The sequence below is a fragment of the Enterobacter sp. PL_is511 genome, from assembly GCF_055816065.1.
Genome location: NZ_JBVPGP010000024.1, coordinates 982,107 through 997,339 on the forward strand (window position 1 = coordinate 982,107; position 15,233 = coordinate 997,339).

General features: G+C 54.9%; 20 protein-coding genes. 19 read left to right on the forward strand and 1 reads right to left on the reverse strand.

Annotated features, from left to right (window positions below):
• Positions 1-33 precede the first annotated feature (33 nt).
• From AC0TN7_RS20155 to AC0TN7_RS20245, 19 genes are all read left to right on the forward strand, one after another.
• Positions 34-372 (forward strand): DUF2190 family protein, encoded by a 339-nt coding sequence (locus AC0TN7_RS20155; RefSeq protein WP_267216681.1) that lies wholly within the window; start codon positions 34-36, stop codon positions 370-372.
• A complete protein-coding gene (locus AC0TN7_RS20160; protein WP_267216680.1) occupies positions 372-728 on the forward strand; it encodes a head-tail joining protein in 357 nt (118 codons plus the stop codon). The genes AC0TN7_RS20155 and AC0TN7_RS20160 overlap by 1 nt, the downstream gene beginning before the upstream one ends.
• 1 nt (position 729) lies before the next feature.
• A complete protein-coding gene (locus tag AC0TN7_RS20165) occupies positions 730-1,392 on the forward strand; it encodes a hypothetical protein (RefSeq protein ID WP_267216679.1) in 663 nt (220 codons plus the stop codon).
• Positions 1,393-1,400: 8 nt separating this feature from the next.
• Positions 1,401-1,955, forward strand: a complete 555-nt coding sequence (locus AC0TN7_RS20170; RefSeq protein WP_267216678.1) for a hypothetical protein — start codon at positions 1,401-1,403, stop codon at positions 1,953-1,955.
• The gene (locus AC0TN7_RS20175) at positions 1,948-2,571 is read left to right on the forward strand and encodes a phage baseplate assembly protein V (RefSeq protein ID WP_267216677.1); all 624 of its coding nucleotides are present in this window, start codon (positions 1,948-1,950) and stop codon (positions 2,569-2,571) included. Before AC0TN7_RS20170 ends, AC0TN7_RS20175 begins: the two co-directional genes overlap by 8 nt.
• Before the next feature lie 38 nt (positions 2,572-2,609).
• Entirely contained in the window at positions 2,610-4,079 is a 1,470-nt protein-coding gene (locus AC0TN7_RS20180) for a phage tail sheath family protein (RefSeq protein WP_267216676.1), read from the forward strand.
• Positions 4,076-4,582, forward strand: a complete 507-nt coding sequence (locus AC0TN7_RS20185) for a phage major tail tube protein (RefSeq protein ID WP_267216675.1) — start codon at positions 4,076-4,078, stop codon at positions 4,580-4,582. Before AC0TN7_RS20180 ends, AC0TN7_RS20185 begins: the two co-directional genes overlap by 4 nt.
• Positions 4,583-4,631: 49 nt before the next feature.
• Positions 4,632-4,919 carry a phage tail assembly protein gene (locus tag AC0TN7_RS20190; protein WP_267216674.1) on the forward strand — a complete coding sequence of 96 codons (288 nt, stop codon included), beginning with the start codon at positions 4,632-4,634 and terminating at the stop codon, positions 4,917-4,919.
• Positions 4,920-5,033: 114 nt separating this feature from the next.
• Positions 5,034-6,893 (forward strand): AAA family ATPase, encoded by a 1,860-nt coding sequence (locus AC0TN7_RS20195; RefSeq protein WP_267216673.1) that lies wholly within the window; start codon positions 5,034-5,036, stop codon positions 6,891-6,893.
• Between the two features lie 5 nt (positions 6,894-6,898).
• On the forward strand, positions 6,899-7,360 hold the full coding sequence (locus AC0TN7_RS20200) for a phage tail protein (protein WP_369700818.1): 462 nt from the start codon (positions 6,899-6,901) through the stop codon (positions 7,358-7,360).
• Positions 7,335-7,550, forward strand: coding sequence for a tail protein X (locus AC0TN7_RS20205; RefSeq protein WP_267216672.1), 216 nt, complete (start codon positions 7,335-7,337; stop codon positions 7,548-7,550). The genes AC0TN7_RS20200 and AC0TN7_RS20205 overlap by 26 nt, the downstream gene beginning before the upstream one ends.
• 1 nt (position 7,551) lies before the next feature.
• Positions 7,552-8,670 (forward strand): contractile injection system protein, VgrG/Pvc8 family, encoded by a 1,119-nt coding sequence (locus AC0TN7_RS20210; protein WP_267216671.1) that lies wholly within the window; start codon positions 7,552-7,554, stop codon positions 8,668-8,670.
• Positions 8,671-8,708: 38 nt separating this feature from the next.
• Positions 8,709-9,056: a GPW/gp25 family protein gene (locus tag AC0TN7_RS20215; RefSeq protein ID WP_267216670.1), complete on the forward strand. Its 348-nt coding sequence runs from the start codon at positions 8,709-8,711 to the stop codon at positions 9,054-9,056.
• On the forward strand, positions 9,046-9,960 hold the full coding sequence (locus AC0TN7_RS20220; RefSeq protein WP_267216669.1) for a baseplate assembly protein: 915 nt from the start codon (positions 9,046-9,048) through the stop codon (positions 9,958-9,960). Before AC0TN7_RS20215 ends, AC0TN7_RS20220 begins: the two co-directional genes overlap by 11 nt.
• Positions 9,953-10,504, forward strand: a complete 552-nt coding sequence (locus AC0TN7_RS20225) for a phage tail protein I (RefSeq protein WP_267216668.1) — start codon at positions 9,953-9,955, stop codon at positions 10,502-10,504. The genes AC0TN7_RS20220 and AC0TN7_RS20225 overlap by 8 nt, the downstream gene beginning before the upstream one ends.
• Positions 10,505-10,506: 2 nt before the next feature.
• Positions 10,507-12,159, forward strand: coding sequence for a phage tail protein (locus AC0TN7_RS20230; RefSeq protein ID WP_267216667.1), 1,653 nt, complete (start codon positions 10,507-10,509; stop codon positions 12,157-12,159).
• The gene (locus AC0TN7_RS20235) at positions 12,126-12,584 is read left to right on the forward strand and encodes a tail fiber assembly protein (protein WP_410374667.1); all 459 of its coding nucleotides are present in this window, start codon (positions 12,126-12,128) and stop codon (positions 12,582-12,584) included. Before AC0TN7_RS20230 ends, AC0TN7_RS20235 begins: the two co-directional genes overlap by 34 nt.
• 217 nt (positions 12,585-12,801) lie before the next feature.
• Positions 12,802-13,221: a translesion error-prone DNA polymerase V autoproteolytic subunit gene (locus tag AC0TN7_RS20240; protein ID WP_267216850.1), complete on the forward strand. Its 420-nt coding sequence runs from the start codon at positions 12,802-12,804 to the stop codon at positions 13,219-13,221.
• 2 nt (positions 13,222-13,223) lie between these two features.
• Positions 13,224-14,492 (forward strand): Y-family DNA polymerase, encoded by a 1,269-nt coding sequence (locus AC0TN7_RS20245; protein ID WP_267216666.1) that lies wholly within the window; start codon positions 13,224-13,226, stop codon positions 14,490-14,492.
• A 375-nt stretch (positions 14,493-14,867) separates the two neighbouring features.
• On the opposite strand, the gene AC0TN7_RS20250 is transcribed toward AC0TN7_RS20245, so the two are convergent.
• A complete protein-coding gene (locus tag AC0TN7_RS20250) occupies positions 14,868-15,206 on the reverse strand; it encodes a hypothetical protein (protein WP_202783567.1) in 339 nt (112 codons plus the stop codon).
• Positions 15,207-15,233: the final 27 nt, after the last annotated feature.

The following is a 15,233-nucleotide window of genomic DNA, read 5'->3' on the forward strand; positions in this document are numbered from 1 at the left end:
CTGTGTCGTCCCGTAACTTTGCGGAGATGAACAATGGCGAAAAATTATTATCAGGATGGCACCACCATGGACTGGAGCAACAGCACGGGTAAGGACGTGAAATCCGGCGATCCGGTGGCGGTCGGGCAGTTTATGGGCGTGGCGCACGGGGATATCCCGGACGGCGGTCAGGGCGTTCTGCATACCATGGGGGTTTTTGTGCTGCCTAAAGTCGAGGCCGAAACCTGGCAGCGTGGTACAAAACTGTACCTTAACGACACCGGGCTGCTGACGGCGGTGAAGCCTGCCGACGATGAACTGGTGGTGGCGGGCACCGCGTGGATCACCAACAACCCGGGTGAAACCGAAACCCGCGTGCGCCTGGGGTTCTGATGAACCGCTTTCGTCAACGCCTGTTAAAAGCGGATGCCCGGATCTCCCGGGCATTTGCCGAAGAGGTGCCTGCTGTCCTCTCCATCGGCAGTGAGCTGCGTCCTGTTACCGTGATTTTTGAAACGCCGGATGCGCCGGTTGACGTGCCCGGCGGGGGACAGATTCAGGATCGGGCCCCGGCATTCAGCGCGATGACCGCCGATATAGCGGGGCTTGAGAAGCACCATGAGGTGGAAATTAACGGTACCGCTTACCGCGTAACGCACGTTGGTGCTGATGAAGAAGGGCGGACCCGCGTCACCCTGGCTTATGGCGCACCGGGTAAACCGCAGCCGGAAATCAATAAGTGGAGCTGATATGGCGCGTGAATCCAGACTGCGACGGGATTTGCCCGTCGATATTGATGTGGATGCCATCTGGCGGATTGCGGAGCACATCGGTGCCACTCATAAGCAGTTTCGGGCGGCGTATTCCCGCGCGCTGAAACGCACCGCCGCCACATTACGTAAAAAAGCCATGGCGGACCTTAAAGACGGGCTGGCACCCCGCAGTCTGAATTTGGTCCGCCGGCGTCTGCTTTCTTTTCGTCTTGATCGCGCCTCTCTGTCAAAACTGGATAACTTTCGGCTCTGGTTCGGCCTGAACGCCATCAAGGTAAAAGACCTGAAAGGCAGGATTAACGGGCGGGTAAGGCCTCACCATACCCGGCGGGATAAATCCACCGGACGGTTTATTAAGGCGCGGCGCCAGGCAGAAAACGCGGGCTTTACGCCAAAAGGGAGTCTGCTTTCACCGCGCACGTATGAAAACGGGGAGGTGGCACGATCCCGTCGGGAAAACAGGAGAACGGTGGTCATTCGCGATCCTGACACCCGGCGGACCCGCGAAGCGGAAATTGATATTTATGAGCCGATGCTGAACTACATCGAAGATAACGCCTTTGCCGAGGCGATGGAGATTTTCATGCATCACTTTGAAACCGATCTGCGCGGGCGTGTGAAAGCCCGTATTTCTGTCTGAGGTAAACCATGGCTGAGCCATTGCTGCTGGGGCAGTATCACGATGCTGTCACCGGCGCGCTGAAAAATATTGCCTGGGTGCGCGACGCCGATGCCTATCCGGAAAAAAATGTCCCCCGCTTTACCGGGCTGACAACCCCGGCGGTGTATTTCTCCATTAACGGCTGGGAGCAGGGCGGGGGCAACGAGGGGCAGCTCAACGTCACCCTGTCCTGCGATTTGTATGTCGTGGTGGATGCGGCCGGCGCGGGCGTCAGCCGGCCGGAGATTTTTCTGCGCACGGCGGCCGCGGATATCACCCAGTGGATTGATGGCCAGCTGTTCGGGCTGACGAGTCTGGAGCCGGCCGTGTTTATCGATGCGGCACGCGATGAATTTGATCCGCGCATGGATGATTATCTGGTCTGGCGCATTTCATATACGCAGTCAGCGGCCTTTGGCGCGGATCCGTTTGCGCAGAACAATGCCCCGCTGAGCGCGGTCTGGCTTGGTAAGGCACCGGATATCGGTCGGGCACACGTGGATGATTATCAGCTGATTTACGAGGCGAAACCCGATGAGTGATATCGAGGGCGATTTACAGCGCCGCCTGGCAAACATTGTCCGGCGCGGGGTTATTCATTCCGTTAAGCATGACGGCATACCGAAGTGCCGGGTGGATCTGGGCGACATCACCACCACCTGGCTGCCGCTCTGCCAGGGCTTTTCGGGGACTAACCGGGCTGACTCCAATCCGTATGCGGTCGGGGATGCGGTCACGGTACTGTCGGAGGCGGGCGAGCTGAATAATGGCCGGGTGTTTCCCGGCTGGAATACCGGCAGTCTGCCGGTGCCGGAGGGCAGCGACAGCGAGCATATCACCCGCTACGGCGACGGTACCGAGATCCGCTATGATCGTGCCGCGCATGCCCTGACCATCACCCTGGCGGAGGGCGGGAGCTACAAAATTATCGGAAAAGGCACGCTGGACGGTCCGGTGGAGATTACCGATACCCTTACCGTGCAGGGCGTTACGCAAATTAATGCCAACACGAACGTGGCCGGAAATATCGGTGCAACCCAGGAGATTTCAGACGGTACCGGGAAAATGAGCGGGATCCGCGAAACCTATAACCGCCATGACCACAAAGAAAATGGTGACGGCGGTGGTACCACAAATCCCCCCAATCAAAAAATGTGACCTGCCGCGGCAGGTTTTTTTATGCCTGGAGAAAATGAATGGCGAATTTACATGGTGTGGAAACGATCGAACTGTCATCCGGTACGGTCGCGGTCACGACAATCCAGACGGCCATTATCGGTCTGGTGGGTACCGCGCCCGATGCCTCTGCCGGGACGCCGGCAGCGGGTACCGTCGGGACGCCTATTCTGGATAACGTAGTGGAGTTTGCTGCAACGATTGCCGGCAGGGCGGGCAATGTTCTGCTGGTTGAGGCGGTAGCCGGTATTCCTGATGAAGAAAATCCCGTGGCGATTGACACTTCTGCCGCCTGGGATGCGACAGCATTAACGCTGACCATCACGCTGGGCTGTGATGAGTCCGGCAAGATGACGGCAACGCCAGCAGAGGTAGTTACGGCCGTGGGTGCGGTGGCGGATGTGAAAGTGACCGCGAAGGGTACCGGCAGCGGTATTGTCACGCCGTTCAGCCTGCAGTTGTCTGGTGGTGAAGATGAGCCGTTCCCGCTGAATACGCCGGTGGCAATTGTCGGTACCACGATGCTCTCCCGCCTGGGTGAGAAGGGCTCGCTGAAGCCGGCGCTGACCGAAATTAACGATCAGCGTAATGCCCTGACGGTAGTGGTGCGTGTTGCTGAAGACGCTGACGCCGTGAAACAGCGGGCTGCGGTGCTGGCAGGTATTGGCGCGCTGTCATCGGCGAAATCGGTCACAACGTACCAGCCCCGTATCATCATCGCGCCGGGCTTCAGTGAAGATGATGCCGTGGGCAAGGCGCTGGAAACCGTTGCTGGCAAACTGCGGGCAGTGTCGTATGTAGACTGTGAGTCCGGCGCCACGCTGCAGGAAGTGGTCCAGCGGCGTCAGTCCTATGGCATGCGCACTGAGCTGCTGCGCCCGCGCGTTCAGGTCAGCAATGCCGACGGCCAACTGGTCTACCGCCCGTATTCAGCGTTTGCGGCAGGGCTGCGCGCCCGTATCGACTTCGAAAAGGGATGGTGGTGGAGCAAATCCAACCAGGACATTAACAATATCCTCGGCGTGGAGCAGATCGACGAGTTCATTCTCGGCGATGAAAACTGTGATGCCAACCTGCTTAACATGCAGAACGTCTCCACCATCATCCGCCGGGCCGGGTTTAAGCACTGGGGCAACCGTCTGTGTGGCACCAACCCACAGTGGCGCTTCGAATCGGTTCGCCGTACCGCTGACGTCATCGAGGACAGCATTCAGGAAACGATGCTGGAATACGTTGACCGTCCGCTTGACCGTGAAAATGCCGACGACATTATCGGCACCATCAACGCCTATATGCGCCAGCTGGTCGGGCTCGGTGCCATCTTCGGCGGTCGTGCCTGGCTCGATGAGGAGCTTAACACCGCTGAGAGCATGGCGGCGGGCGTGCTGTATATCAACTATGACTTCGGTCCGAAATCGCCGACTGAGCTTATCAGCCTGCGCGTCCGGGTGAATAACAACTATGCGCTTGAGGAGATGCTGGCAGCATGAGCGAGAAAAACACGTTACGCGTCTGGACCTTCTTCCGGGAGGGGATCCGTATTCAGGGCGCGCATGAATTTACGCCGCCGGCACTGTCTATTGTCAAAACAGATCTGCGCACCGGCGCGCAGGATGCACCTTCTCCCGTGGATGATGGTATGGAGGCACTGACCTGCCAGCTGAAATTTTACGGGGTGGACGTGGATATGCTGACCGCCTTCGGTTTTGTCAGTGGCAGCCGTCCGCGCTTTACGGCGTATCAGGGGTATCTGGCGAATGGTACCGCGCTGGGCACCATCGAGGAGATCGAGGGCTTTGTTCATACCGTCACCCCGGATGCACGGGGCAAGGACAGCCTCTCGGAAAACGCTGTCACGGTGGATATCGCCGTGAGCTATTACCGCCAGACGAAAGATGGCCGAGAACTCTTTGCCATTGATACTGAGCGATTCGCGCGGCGGGTTAATGGCGTGGATGTTCTGTCCGGCCTGGCGGCCAAAGTCCGCCTTTAATTAAAAAAACTGACAACGGCCTGCGGGCCGTTTTTTTATGGAGATAAACATGTCTTTTCCAGGTGAAACCCGCGTTATTAAACTGTATTCCCCCGTCACGCTTGAAAATGGCAGTGCGCTCAACCAGGTGACGCTGCGTGAGCCGCTTGTGCGTGACCGCATCACCTTTTCCAAGGACCGCGGCAGTGAAGAAGAAAAAGAAGCGCGCATGATTGCGCTGCTGTGCAACCTCAGCGAGCAGGATATCTGGCAACTGACGGCGGCGGATTATGCGCAGCTGCTGGACGCGTTTAATGTTTTTATGCTCCCGCCCGCGGAGCGACCGAAAAAGGCCTGATCCGGGCGATACGCTTTCTCGGGCGGCGTCTGCATTTTTCAATGACGGAATACCTGGATATGCCGTTCAGCTTGTTTTCTGATTTTCTCACCGACGAAGTGGAGGCGGTAAATCGTGGCCGGATTAAGCCAGAACCTTAAGGCCGTCATTACCTTTGGCGGCAATATCGACAGTTCATGGAGCCGTTCAGCGAACGGCCTGCAAAAGAGCCTGAAGGACGTCGGGAAGCAGTCAGAAAAGCTGACGAAAGACCAGGCGAAGCTGGCAGCGGAAATCAAGCGGGCAAAGCTCGCCGGGCAGAGTCTTGGCGAGCTTAAACGGCGTTACAGCGACGTATCCCGTGAAATTCGCAAAACCGAAGCCGAGCAGCAGAAACTTAACCAGCAGATGCAGAAGGCACAGCGGCTGGCGGCCTTCAAGGGGGCCGGTAAGGGGCTGTTTCGCCGCGGATTGGGTATCGCCGGTCAGCTGGGTGGCATGGTGGCGCCGGGGCTGGCGATCGGCGGCGGCGGGGTGGTGGCTTCCGCACTGGGCACCCTGATTGCCCCGGCGGCCACCAATGCGGAGACGGCCCGGCGTGCCGGCGTGGCGAAAAGCTATGGCGTGGATATTCCGACGTTTGATGCCTGGGACACGCTCGCAAAACAGTACGACATGAACGGGGAGAACATCGGCGATCTGTTCGAGGAGTATCTGCACAAGGCGGGGGAGTACAAGCAGAACGGCAAGCAGGGATCGCTGCAGGACGCGTTTGAAACGCTGGGCTTTAAGGCGGGTGATTTTGCCGGGCTCAGCGATATGGCGCAGTTTGAGAAAATCGTCGAGCGTGCGCTCAGCCTGCAGGATGAATCGAAAGCCTCTTTTGCGCTGGATTCCCTGTTTGGCGGTGAGGCCAGCAAACTGCTGATGCTGCTGAAGCAGTCTGGGAAGAGTTACCGCGATCTGATAGACGAGCAGCGCCGGTATAACCTGGTCACGAAAGAGGGCGCTGAAGGTGCAATGGAAGGCAATCGCGCCATTACCAACCTGCAGACCGTCTTCTCCTCTGCGGTGGCGGAAATCTCCGGCCAGCTGGGTAACGAACTGGCACCGGATGTGCGCCGCCTTACTGATGATCTGGCGGAGTGGTTTAAAGGCGGTGGGATCAAGCGCATTGTCAGTTTCCTGCGCAATGATCTCTATCCGGGCGTGCTGACGTTCGGGCAGGGAATTGTCTTTGTCGGGAAGGTGGCGTACGCGCTGGCAAAAAAACTGTCCTGGCTGCTGCCGGATGAGCGAAGCGATCAGCGGGATGTCCTTAAATCTCTGGCCATGACCGGCTCGGTCGATATTGCCCGGATGACGGCGCAGCGAAACGGCCAGGGAGAATGGTTTGAACAGCAGCTGAAGGAAAAGCCGGACCTGCCTGACGATGTGAAAAAATCTTACCGGGATACGCGGGGCTTTTTCCGTGATGACGAGGAGACATTCAACACCACCCTCGATAAGTATCTGCCCCCTGAGAACAGCGGCGGATTGTTCGGGCCGGATGGGTTAATGAAGCCGGTACAGCAGCCTGTCATGCCCGGTACCAGCCCGACGGTATGGGATAATTACCCCCGGACCCTGCTGGCGCCATTACCGCCAGAAACATCTCTGCAGGTGGTACCGGGTATAACGGAGAAGGATACACCCCGGCAGACTGCCGTACCGCGTACCGTCCCGCTTTCCGGTACTGCTGACGACGGCCGGGGGAATGCCGGTACGGATGCGGAAGGTCGCTGGGATATGTTGTTGCAGAAACTCGATGCAGCGGACGCCGCACCCGCGCCACGGCAACTGACAGACAACCGCCGGTTCGAATACCGGTTTGAAATTCACGGCGCACCGGGGCAGGACGAACGGGGCATTGCTGATGAGGTGGAGGCTGTGACGAAAAGCAGCCCGGCTTTTACGGGTAATAGCAGCATGCTGGACGGAGGGCAAATCTGGTGAGTGAAATCATTCCTGTCTTTGAAGATTTCGGGCAGGCAGGTGCCAGCGCAGCGCGTGGTGCACAGGCCGCCCGGGTGATGATGATGCTGGGCGATTTCGCCTTTTCCATCGATACCACGGCGTATAACCAGCTGACCCGTGAGGCCAGCTGGCGATGGAGCGAGCAGGAGCGTATCGGCAAACAGGACCTGCTGCAGTACACCGGCAAGCCAGGGCGAACCGTCCGACTTGAAGGGGAATCGCATGCCTTCTTCCGTAAGGGGGTGGATGCCGTTAACGATCTCTACGATCTGGCCGACCAGAACAAGCCACAGCAGCTGGTTAGCGGTGAAGGGGATGTGCTGGGCTGGTGGGTAGTGATCGACTTTTCCGACACGACAAACCGTTTCCTGCCCGGTGGCGGCCACCGAAATAAAAACTGGACGATGACGCTGAAACATTATGCCGACGATATATCAAACCCGTGACGGTGATGTACTGGATGCTGTCTGCGCGTTGCATTACGGCACGGAAAACCTGTCTTTTATCGTGACACAGGTGCTTGAAGCGAATCCGGGGCTGGCTGATGCCGGCGCGGTTTACCCGTCAGGCCTCTTTATCACCCTGCCGGATCTGGCATCGCCGGTTCAGGATTCCGCCTTCAGCCTGTGGGATTAATATGACTGAACAGATTGTTAAACCGGAATACGCGCCGGCGTTCAGCGTCAGCGCGGAAGGAAAGGATATCACCCGCGGGCTGCAGCAGAGCTTGGCAGAGATGACACTGACCGATTACGGCGGCGCCACGGCAAAAGCGGACGAGCTGAAAATCACGTTACTCTCAGAAACCCTCCCTTTACCGACAAAAGGCGCGCGGTTACGCGTGGCTCTGGGCTTCAACGACCAGCTGGTGGATAAGGGCTGGTTCGTGGTGTCCGGCGTCGGCAGCAGTGGTCCGCCACGGCGCGTGGATATTTATGCCACGGCCGCCCCCATGAACGCGCAGAAACAGCCCGGCGATGTGCTGAGCCAGAAAACTCGAAGCTGGGATAATCTGCGGCTGGCCGACCTGGTTAAAACCGTGGCCACCGAAAACGGTCTGGTACCGAAAGTGGCCACAGAGCTTGCGAATATCCATATTGACCATGTTGATCAGGTGGCAGAGTCTGACGCCAACCTGCTGACCCGGCTGGCCCGTACCTGGAACGCCGTCAGCAAACCCTCCGGCGGATACTGGCTTTTTCTCCGGCAGGGCGCAACGGCTAAGGCTTCAGGTGAGCAGACCGGGGAACTGGTTATCACTCCGGAGGAAGTTTCAAACTGGTCATACAGTGAGGGCGAGCGGGGGAGCTCCACGGGGAAAGCAACCGGCAGCAGCGGTAAGTCATCAGGCAAAATTGGTGTGCGCTATTACGATGAAGCGGACGGAAAGACCAAAACCACCACGGTTGACCATGACGGCCCCTCGATGGCGAATCCCTATACCCAGCCCGCAAAGACCACTGCTGACCAGCAGGCCAAATCGAAAAAAACGCAGGCCCGGCGCAATGAGCAGAAAATGACGGTGACGGGACCGTGCCGCCCGAAACATGTCCCGCTTACGGCAGAATCCGGCGTCTCCACGTCCGGCTTTGGCGAGCGGGAAGATCGTACTTGGGTGGTGGAATCTCTGGTCTATTCCCTCACGCCTGCCGGTTTCAGCTACACGTATAACCTGGTAGTTGATATCCGCAAGCCTGCGAAATCCTCTAAAAAATCCGGCAGCAAGGATAAAACCGGCCCGGATTATTTCGGTTAACTCTCCGCCACCTGGCGATCCTCATACGGAAAAACATTATGAACGGTGTAAACAGCCGGACCGGTAAACGCCTGTCCGGCAGCGATCATTTGCGCCAGTCCGTCAGCGATATCCTCTCCACGCCGCTCGGCAGCCGCATTCTGGTGCGTGATTACGGCAGTGACCTGTTTTCGCTGGTGGACAACCCTCGCGACGATCTTACCCGGTTGCGGATTATCGCGGCCACGGCCTCAGCCTTGGCGCGCTGGGAGCCACGACTGCAGGTAAGACGTGTGATCGTCTCTTTCCCGGCAGATGGAACGGGCTGCGTCGTGGATATCGAGGGGATCAACAAAGAGAACAATCTTCCCGTCAGCACCGGAGGCATACAGATTTATGGCAAGTAGTTACGACATAATTAACCTGTCCGCCCTGGCGGTGCCGGATGCCATCGTGGTACCGGATGCTGCAGATATTTTTACCCGCTGGCTGGCGCGCCTGCGCGAACTGGATCCGGCATTTGATGCGCTGGTGGAATCTGATCCGGCGTTTAAACAGGGTGAAATCAACGCCTACCAGCTCACCCTGGCGTTTCAGCGCGTCAATGACGCGGTACGCGCAGTTTTCCTTGCCAGCGCCAGAGAAGCCGATCTCGACCAGATTGGCGCGGGCTTTAACGTTTCCCGCCTAGTGATAAATCCCGGCGATCCGGATACCGTGCCGCCTGTCGATCCTGTCTATGAAGATGATGACGCTTTCCGTGAGCGAATACAGCTATCGTGGGCACAGCTGAATACGGCAGGAGCGCGCAACGCGTACCGTTTCCATGCCAAATCAGCAGATAACGATGTGCTGGATGCAGATGCTTATGGACCTGAAACCCATAACCGCCCCGGTGAGGTGGACGTGTATGTTCTGTCACGAACCGGTAATGGTGAGGCCAGTGCTGTCCTGATTGACACTGTGGTTAATAAGCTCAGTGCAGATGAAGTCAGGCCGCTGACTGATTATGTCAGTGTCAAAAGTGCCACCATCGCCAGCTATGAAGTGACCGCAGAACTGGATATACCCGACGGGCCGGATGCACAGACGGTACTCGAAAATGCGATCAGCACGCTGACCAGCTACACCCTGCTTGCACACCGAATTAACGCCCTTGTGCCCCTTTCCGCAATTTACGCTGCACTCCAGCAGCCCGGTGTCTCCAGAGTAAGACTGACAAACCCGATCGCAGATCTTGAAGCGGCCGCAGGGCAGGCACCCTGGTGCAGTGCGATAAACGTCACCCGCAAAGGAGGTTCCGGTGGATAAATTCCGCTCCCTGCTGCCGCCCTCCGCCATTCAGCCTGAGCGGGCACTGGAGCAGGCCAGCTCTGAGCAAATCACCGCGCTGGATACGGACATGGTGCGTAACGTGAAAAACGCTGATACCTGTCCGGCGCATCTGCTGCCCTGGCTTGCCTGGGAATATGCGGTGGATTCCTGGGAGGACGCCTGGACTGAGGCGGAAAAGCGCCAGGTGATTAAGGATGCCGCCTATGTTCATCAGCATCGCGGTACTGCCGGTGCCGTCCGACGCTCGCTGAGCGCCGTCAGTCTCCCGACGACCGTTGTGGAATGGTGGGAGGATGAACCCCGCCAGGCACCCTACACGTTTCGGGTTGAGGTTTACAGCCTTCAGGAAGTTGATGATGCGTTATATCAGCGCATACGGCGGCAGGTGGATAAAGCCAAAAACCTGCGCAGCCTGCTGACCACCATCGATGTGATCGCCGACCTAGGCGCTAAGGGAACCTATTATACCGGCGGCGCTGTTACCGCCTGGATTGATATTGATATTAAAGCCGGAGAATAACCATGGCTGAGAAGTATTACAGTATTCTGACAAACAGGGGCAAGGAGCTGGAGGCGCAGTCCTCTGCCACAGGGAAGCCCGTCATTATTAAAGATTTTGTGGTGGGTGATGGCAATGGTCAGTCCGTCATACCTGACCCGGCGTTAACCACCCTGGTTCATGAGGTTTATCGATCCGGAATTTCTGCATTACAGGTCTCACCGGATCAGGCGAATCAGTTTTTTGCGCAAATTGTGCTGCCTGCTGACGTTGGCGGATTTGTGGTTCGCGAGGTCGGGTTACTGACCGATGCCGGTGAACTCTATGCTGTGGCAAACTGCGCCGCGATTGAGAAACCGGTAAGTGGCATCAGCGTCAAACTCCAGTTTCGGCTTGCCGTGTCAGAAACGGCAGATATCGAGCTGAAGATTGCAACCGGAGACGGGTTGTTCCTTCGCCAGGATGCGAATCTGGGTGATGTGAAGGATGTTGTCGAATCGCGCAAAAATATTGGACTGAAAGGTGCGGCAATACTGGATGTCGGAACAACGCAGAACACTGTCGCAGCCGGTGACGACAGCCGCATCGTTAATGCATTGCAGAAAGAAAAGAACCTTTCTGATTTAACCGACGCTGATGCCGCCAAAGTACATCTCGGCCTCGGTAGTATCGCCACAAAGAGCAAAGATGAATATATATTAAAATCCGGCGACAGTATGGAGGGGCCTCTTGGTTTAACCCAGACCTCTTCATTCGGTGTGGGCACCAAAAACACAATTGGTGGCAGCTCCATTGCAATCGGGGATAACGACTCGGGCTTTAAGTCCAATGGCGACGGCATTATTGGACTGATGGCCAACAGTGTTTTAGCCGGGTATTTTAATGAAGATGAGCTTCAGCATAGTGCCAGAATACTGACAAAAATCTTCCAGATTATTGAAGATAATAACGGGACGGCGGGGGCGGGAGGTCTTGGAGCGCAGCTTACCAGCGGCGCACCTTTTTTAAGCCCCGCAATCGTCAGGCCGAATAATGACAATAATTATTTCCCTCTCGTCAAACAGGTAGTTTCTTTAGCGTCAGGCTATCCTGTTGCATTCTCTGTGGGGCTAATGACCACGGGAGAGCCTAATTTCCCCCAAGTCGTGATTCATGCGAAAACAGATTTTGACGTAAATGACCGGCTGTGGGTGCTTGATGTTGCTACCGGAGAGTTCAGGAGCCCGGCAACGATTAAAGCCGGGGGAGCCTCGTTACATACAAACGGAGATATTACCGGCTCTGTCTGGGGCGGAGAGTTAACAAACTGGCTGAACAGTCAGTTTGCCTCCCGCGATGAAAATATTAAAGCTCGCGCAACGACAGACTGGGTAAATAATAGTTTTAACAAAAAGAATACGGCCACAATGGGATTTTCAGGCTGGAGTCGAGACGAATCAACGGGACTGATTATGCAATGGGGCAACGTTGATAAAGCTAACGGAACATACTCATTTCCGCGGGCATTTATCGACACCTGCTTTGCTGTTTTCGCGACTAACAAAGACGGCCAGCTTGGAGCTATTGACAATGCCTATGGTTATCCAGTGAGTACAACGCAATTTCGTCTCGCCAGCAAAGCGAACAGCGGAGAGGACACGGCGTGTGGTATTTCTTGGTTTGCACTGGGGTATTAATGATGAATGAGCAATATTATTACAGCTATTCCGCAAAAGGTTTTTTTTGGCTGGGCGAAAATGAGTTAAACGGAAATGATATTCCCCCTGACCTGAAGCCACTTAGCGAGGAAGAGCACGCCGCACTGTTTCTGGGGCAGGAGCAGGGGAAATATATCAACCATACTCCTGATGGCCCGGTTCTAATTGAGCAGCCAGGGTATTCACCAGGTGAGTTAATCGCAGCGGCGGAGAGTAAAAAGGCCGCTCTGATGCAGATTGCTAATGCTGCCATTGCACCCTTACAGGATGCTGCTGATCTGGAGATAGCCACTGATACAGAAAAAGAGCAATTGCTTATATGGAAAAAGTATCGGGTACAGCTTAATCGTGTAGACACATCAACAGCACCGGATATCGAATGGCCTGAAATGCCATCCGCATGACTCACTCAGGTATGTGAATCGCAACTCTGTAACAGGCTGAGTGAATTATGAGCACGATGATCGATAGTAGAAAAATTTACAAAAACCACAACTCTAAACGGGATAGAAACTTAGAAACGAAACGGCGAAGCTTTGAACAATACTGATAGATCCTCTGTCTTGCGAACGCTTCAAAATGAAACTACTGTATATAAAAACAGTACTTGGAGTAAGCACCATGGAGTTCTTCAGACCTGCAGAGTTACGCGAAATTATCGCTCTCCCGCTTTTCAGCGACATTGTGCAATGCGGATTCCCAAGTCCGGCTGCCGACTATGTCGAGCAGCGCATCGATCTCAATGAGTTACTTGTCGCTCATCCCAGCTCAACCTATTTTGTTAAAGCCGCGGGTGATTCAATGATCGAAGCAGGGATCAGCGACGGAGATTTGCTGGTGGTGGATAGTTCACGAACTGCTGAACATGGAGATATCGTAATCGCCGCGGTAGAAGGGGAGTTTACAGTTAAGCGCCTGCAGCTACGCCCCACTGTCCAGCTCATTCCGATGAATAGCGCGTATTCGCCGATCATCGTTGGAGGGGAGGATACTCTGGACGTCTTCGGCGTCGTCACTTTCATCGTGAAATCTGCGAGCTGATCATGTTTGCGCTGTGTGATGTAAATTCGTTCTACGCATCATGCGAGACAGTCTTCAGACCTGATCTTAATGGGCGGCCGGTGGTCGTTCTGTCGAACAACGATGGCTGTGTGATAGCCCGTAGCGCAGAGGCCAAAGCGGCAGGAATTACCATGGGGGAGCCATTTTTCAAGCAAAAGGATTTATTCCGGCGCGCTGGCGTTGTTTGCTTCAGCAGTAACTACGAGCTCTACGCTGACATGTCGAATCGGGTAATGACGACGCTGGAGGAAATGAGCCCTCGCGTCGAAATTTACAGTATCGATGAAGCTTTTTGTGATCTTACCGGAGTGCGAAACTGCCGTGACCTGACTGGGTTCGGCAAGGAGATCCGCGCTACGGTTCTGAAGCGTACGCACCTCACCGTTGGCGTTGGCATTGCCCAGACAAAAACACTCGCTAAACTCGCCAACCACGCCGCAAAGAAATGGCAGAGGCAGACGGGCGGGGTAGTGGACCTGTCCAATATCGATCGCCAGCGACGACTCCTTGCCCTGGTACCTGTAGAGGATGTCTGGGGCGTCGGCAGGCGCATCAGTAAGAAGCTTAACGCAATGGGCATTAAAACTGCCCTCGACCTATCGGAGCAGAGCACATGGATAATCAGGAAGCACTTTAACGTTGTACTCGAGCGAACCGTCCGGGAGCTGCGCGGCGAGCCATGCCTCGATCTGGAGGAATTTGCACCGACAAAGCAAGAAATTGTCTGCAGCCGTTCATTCGGCGAACGCGTCACGGACTACGAGCAGATGCGACAGGCTATTTGCAGCTATGCGGCGCGTGGCGCCGAAAAACTTCGCGGCGAGCATCAGTATTGCCGTTTTATTTCTGCATTCGTGAAAACCTCTCCCTTTGCACTTAACGAGCCATACTACGGTAATAGTGCATCAATGAAGCTTCTTACTCCCACTCAGGATTCACGCGACATCATTAACGCCGCGGTAAAGTGCCTCGACAAAATCTGGAAAGACGGACACCGTTACCAGAAAGCCGGCATTATGCTGGGTGACTTCTTTAGCTATGGTGTGGCGCAGCTCAACTTGTTCGACGAGAACGCGCCGCGTGCTGGTAGCGAGAGGTTGATGGAAGTTTTGGATTATCTGAACTCGAAAGATGGAAAGGGAACGCTTTATTTTGCCGGGCAGGGCATACAGCAGCAGTGGCAGATGAAACGGGATATGTTATCTCCACGATATACTACGAGGTATTCAGACCTAATAAAAGTTAGATGATTCTTTAAACGGTATATTCATTCGAACCTAATTATCGGCTATGAGTATTAAGAGTAATATGTCTACTACTATGCTTTTGTAATGTAATAAGCCCCTGCAATTATACAGGGGCTTATGGATATGATGCCGGGTGCCTCCCGGTGAGTCATTGAGCTAACCACTCGTGACTCGCTGCTTCAGAAATTCACGATGAGCCGCTTGAAATACAAATCATCAGGTTAGTTAGCCCTGCCGCTGAGGAGGATTCATCATTAAACCGAATGTAACAGCAATGCTTAGCAAATGATACAAAATTTAATGATGTGCCTCATGATTTTCTTTCGCAGTTTTCACGAACACGGTATTTTCAGATGGTGAAGGTTAAAATATCGATGTTCACTTTTTTACTTTAAGTCTTGAAACAAAGGTTAAGGTTTTATCTTCTGGGCAAATCATTAGAAAAATTGCTGTGGGAGATTCTTCTAAACGTGTAATTCCATGCAGCATCTGGTAGAGTCTTTTTTTTAGTTTTTCTGCTCCATCTTTTTCAGACTCCCACTCTAAAACTGCCTGACCCTCTGAACCAATGAATGCATGGGATGGAAGTTTAACGCCTCGGTTTGACTTACTTGAATAGTTTCGGTCATGCAAGAGACCCAAGATAAGAGGGTTGATATTATTGTCTGAGAATGGGGCTTCAAAAATTATTAATACTGTGTAATGTAGGATTTTCATGGAAGCCTTATGGTTGCTTCAGCAATA

Bases quoted from the DNA above. Each gene is read 5' to 3' on its own strand.
- AC0TN7_RS20155 (WP_267216681.1), top strand. From the start codon at position 34: ATGGCGAAAAATTATTATCAGGATGGCACCACCATGGACTGGAGCAAC.
- AC0TN7_RS20160 (WP_267216680.1), top strand. From the start codon at position 372: ATGAACCGCTTTCGTCAACGCCTGTTAAAAGCGGATGCCCGGATCTCC.
- AC0TN7_RS20165 (WP_267216679.1), top strand. From the start codon at position 730: ATGGCGCGTGAATCCAGACTGCGACGGGATTTGCCCGTCGATATTGAT.
- AC0TN7_RS20170 (WP_267216678.1), top strand. From the start codon at position 1,401: ATGGCTGAGCCATTGCTGCTGGGGCAGTATCACGATGCTGTCACCGGC.
- AC0TN7_RS20175 (WP_267216677.1), top strand. From the start codon at position 1,948: ATGAGTGATATCGAGGGCGATTTACAGCGCCGCCTGGCAAACATTGTC.
- AC0TN7_RS20180 (WP_267216676.1), top strand. From the start codon at position 2,610: ATGGCGAATTTACATGGTGTGGAAACGATCGAACTGTCATCCGGTACG.
- AC0TN7_RS20185 (WP_267216675.1), top strand. From the start codon at position 4,076: ATGAGCGAGAAAAACACGTTACGCGTCTGGACCTTCTTCCGGGAGGGG.
- AC0TN7_RS20190 (WP_267216674.1), top strand. From the start codon at position 4,632: ATGTCTTTTCCAGGTGAAACCCGCGTTATTAAACTGTATTCCCCCGTC.
- AC0TN7_RS20205 (WP_267216672.1), top strand. From the start codon at position 7,335: ATGCCGACGATATATCAAACCCGTGACGGTGATGTACTGGATGCTGTC.
- AC0TN7_RS20210 (WP_267216671.1), top strand. From the start codon at position 7,552: ATGACTGAACAGATTGTTAAACCGGAATACGCGCCGGCGTTCAGCGTC.
- AC0TN7_RS20215 (WP_267216670.1), top strand. From the start codon at position 8,709: ATGAACGGTGTAAACAGCCGGACCGGTAAACGCCTGTCCGGCAGCGAT.
- AC0TN7_RS20220 (WP_267216669.1), top strand. From the start codon at position 9,046: ATGGCAAGTAGTTACGACATAATTAACCTGTCCGCCCTGGCGGTGCCG.
- AC0TN7_RS20230 (WP_267216667.1), top strand. From the start codon at position 10,507: ATGGCTGAGAAGTATTACAGTATTCTGACAAACAGGGGCAAGGAGCTG.
- AC0TN7_RS20240 (WP_267216850.1), top strand. From the start codon at position 12,802: ATGGAGTTCTTCAGACCTGCAGAGTTACGCGAAATTATCGCTCTCCCG.
- AC0TN7_RS20245 (WP_267216666.1), top strand. From the start codon at position 13,224: ATGTTTGCGCTGTGTGATGTAAATTCGTTCTACGCATCATGCGAGACA.
- AC0TN7_RS20250 (WP_202783567.1), bottom strand. From the start codon at position 15,206: ATGAAAATCCTACATTACACAGTATTAATAATTTTTGAAGCCCCATTC.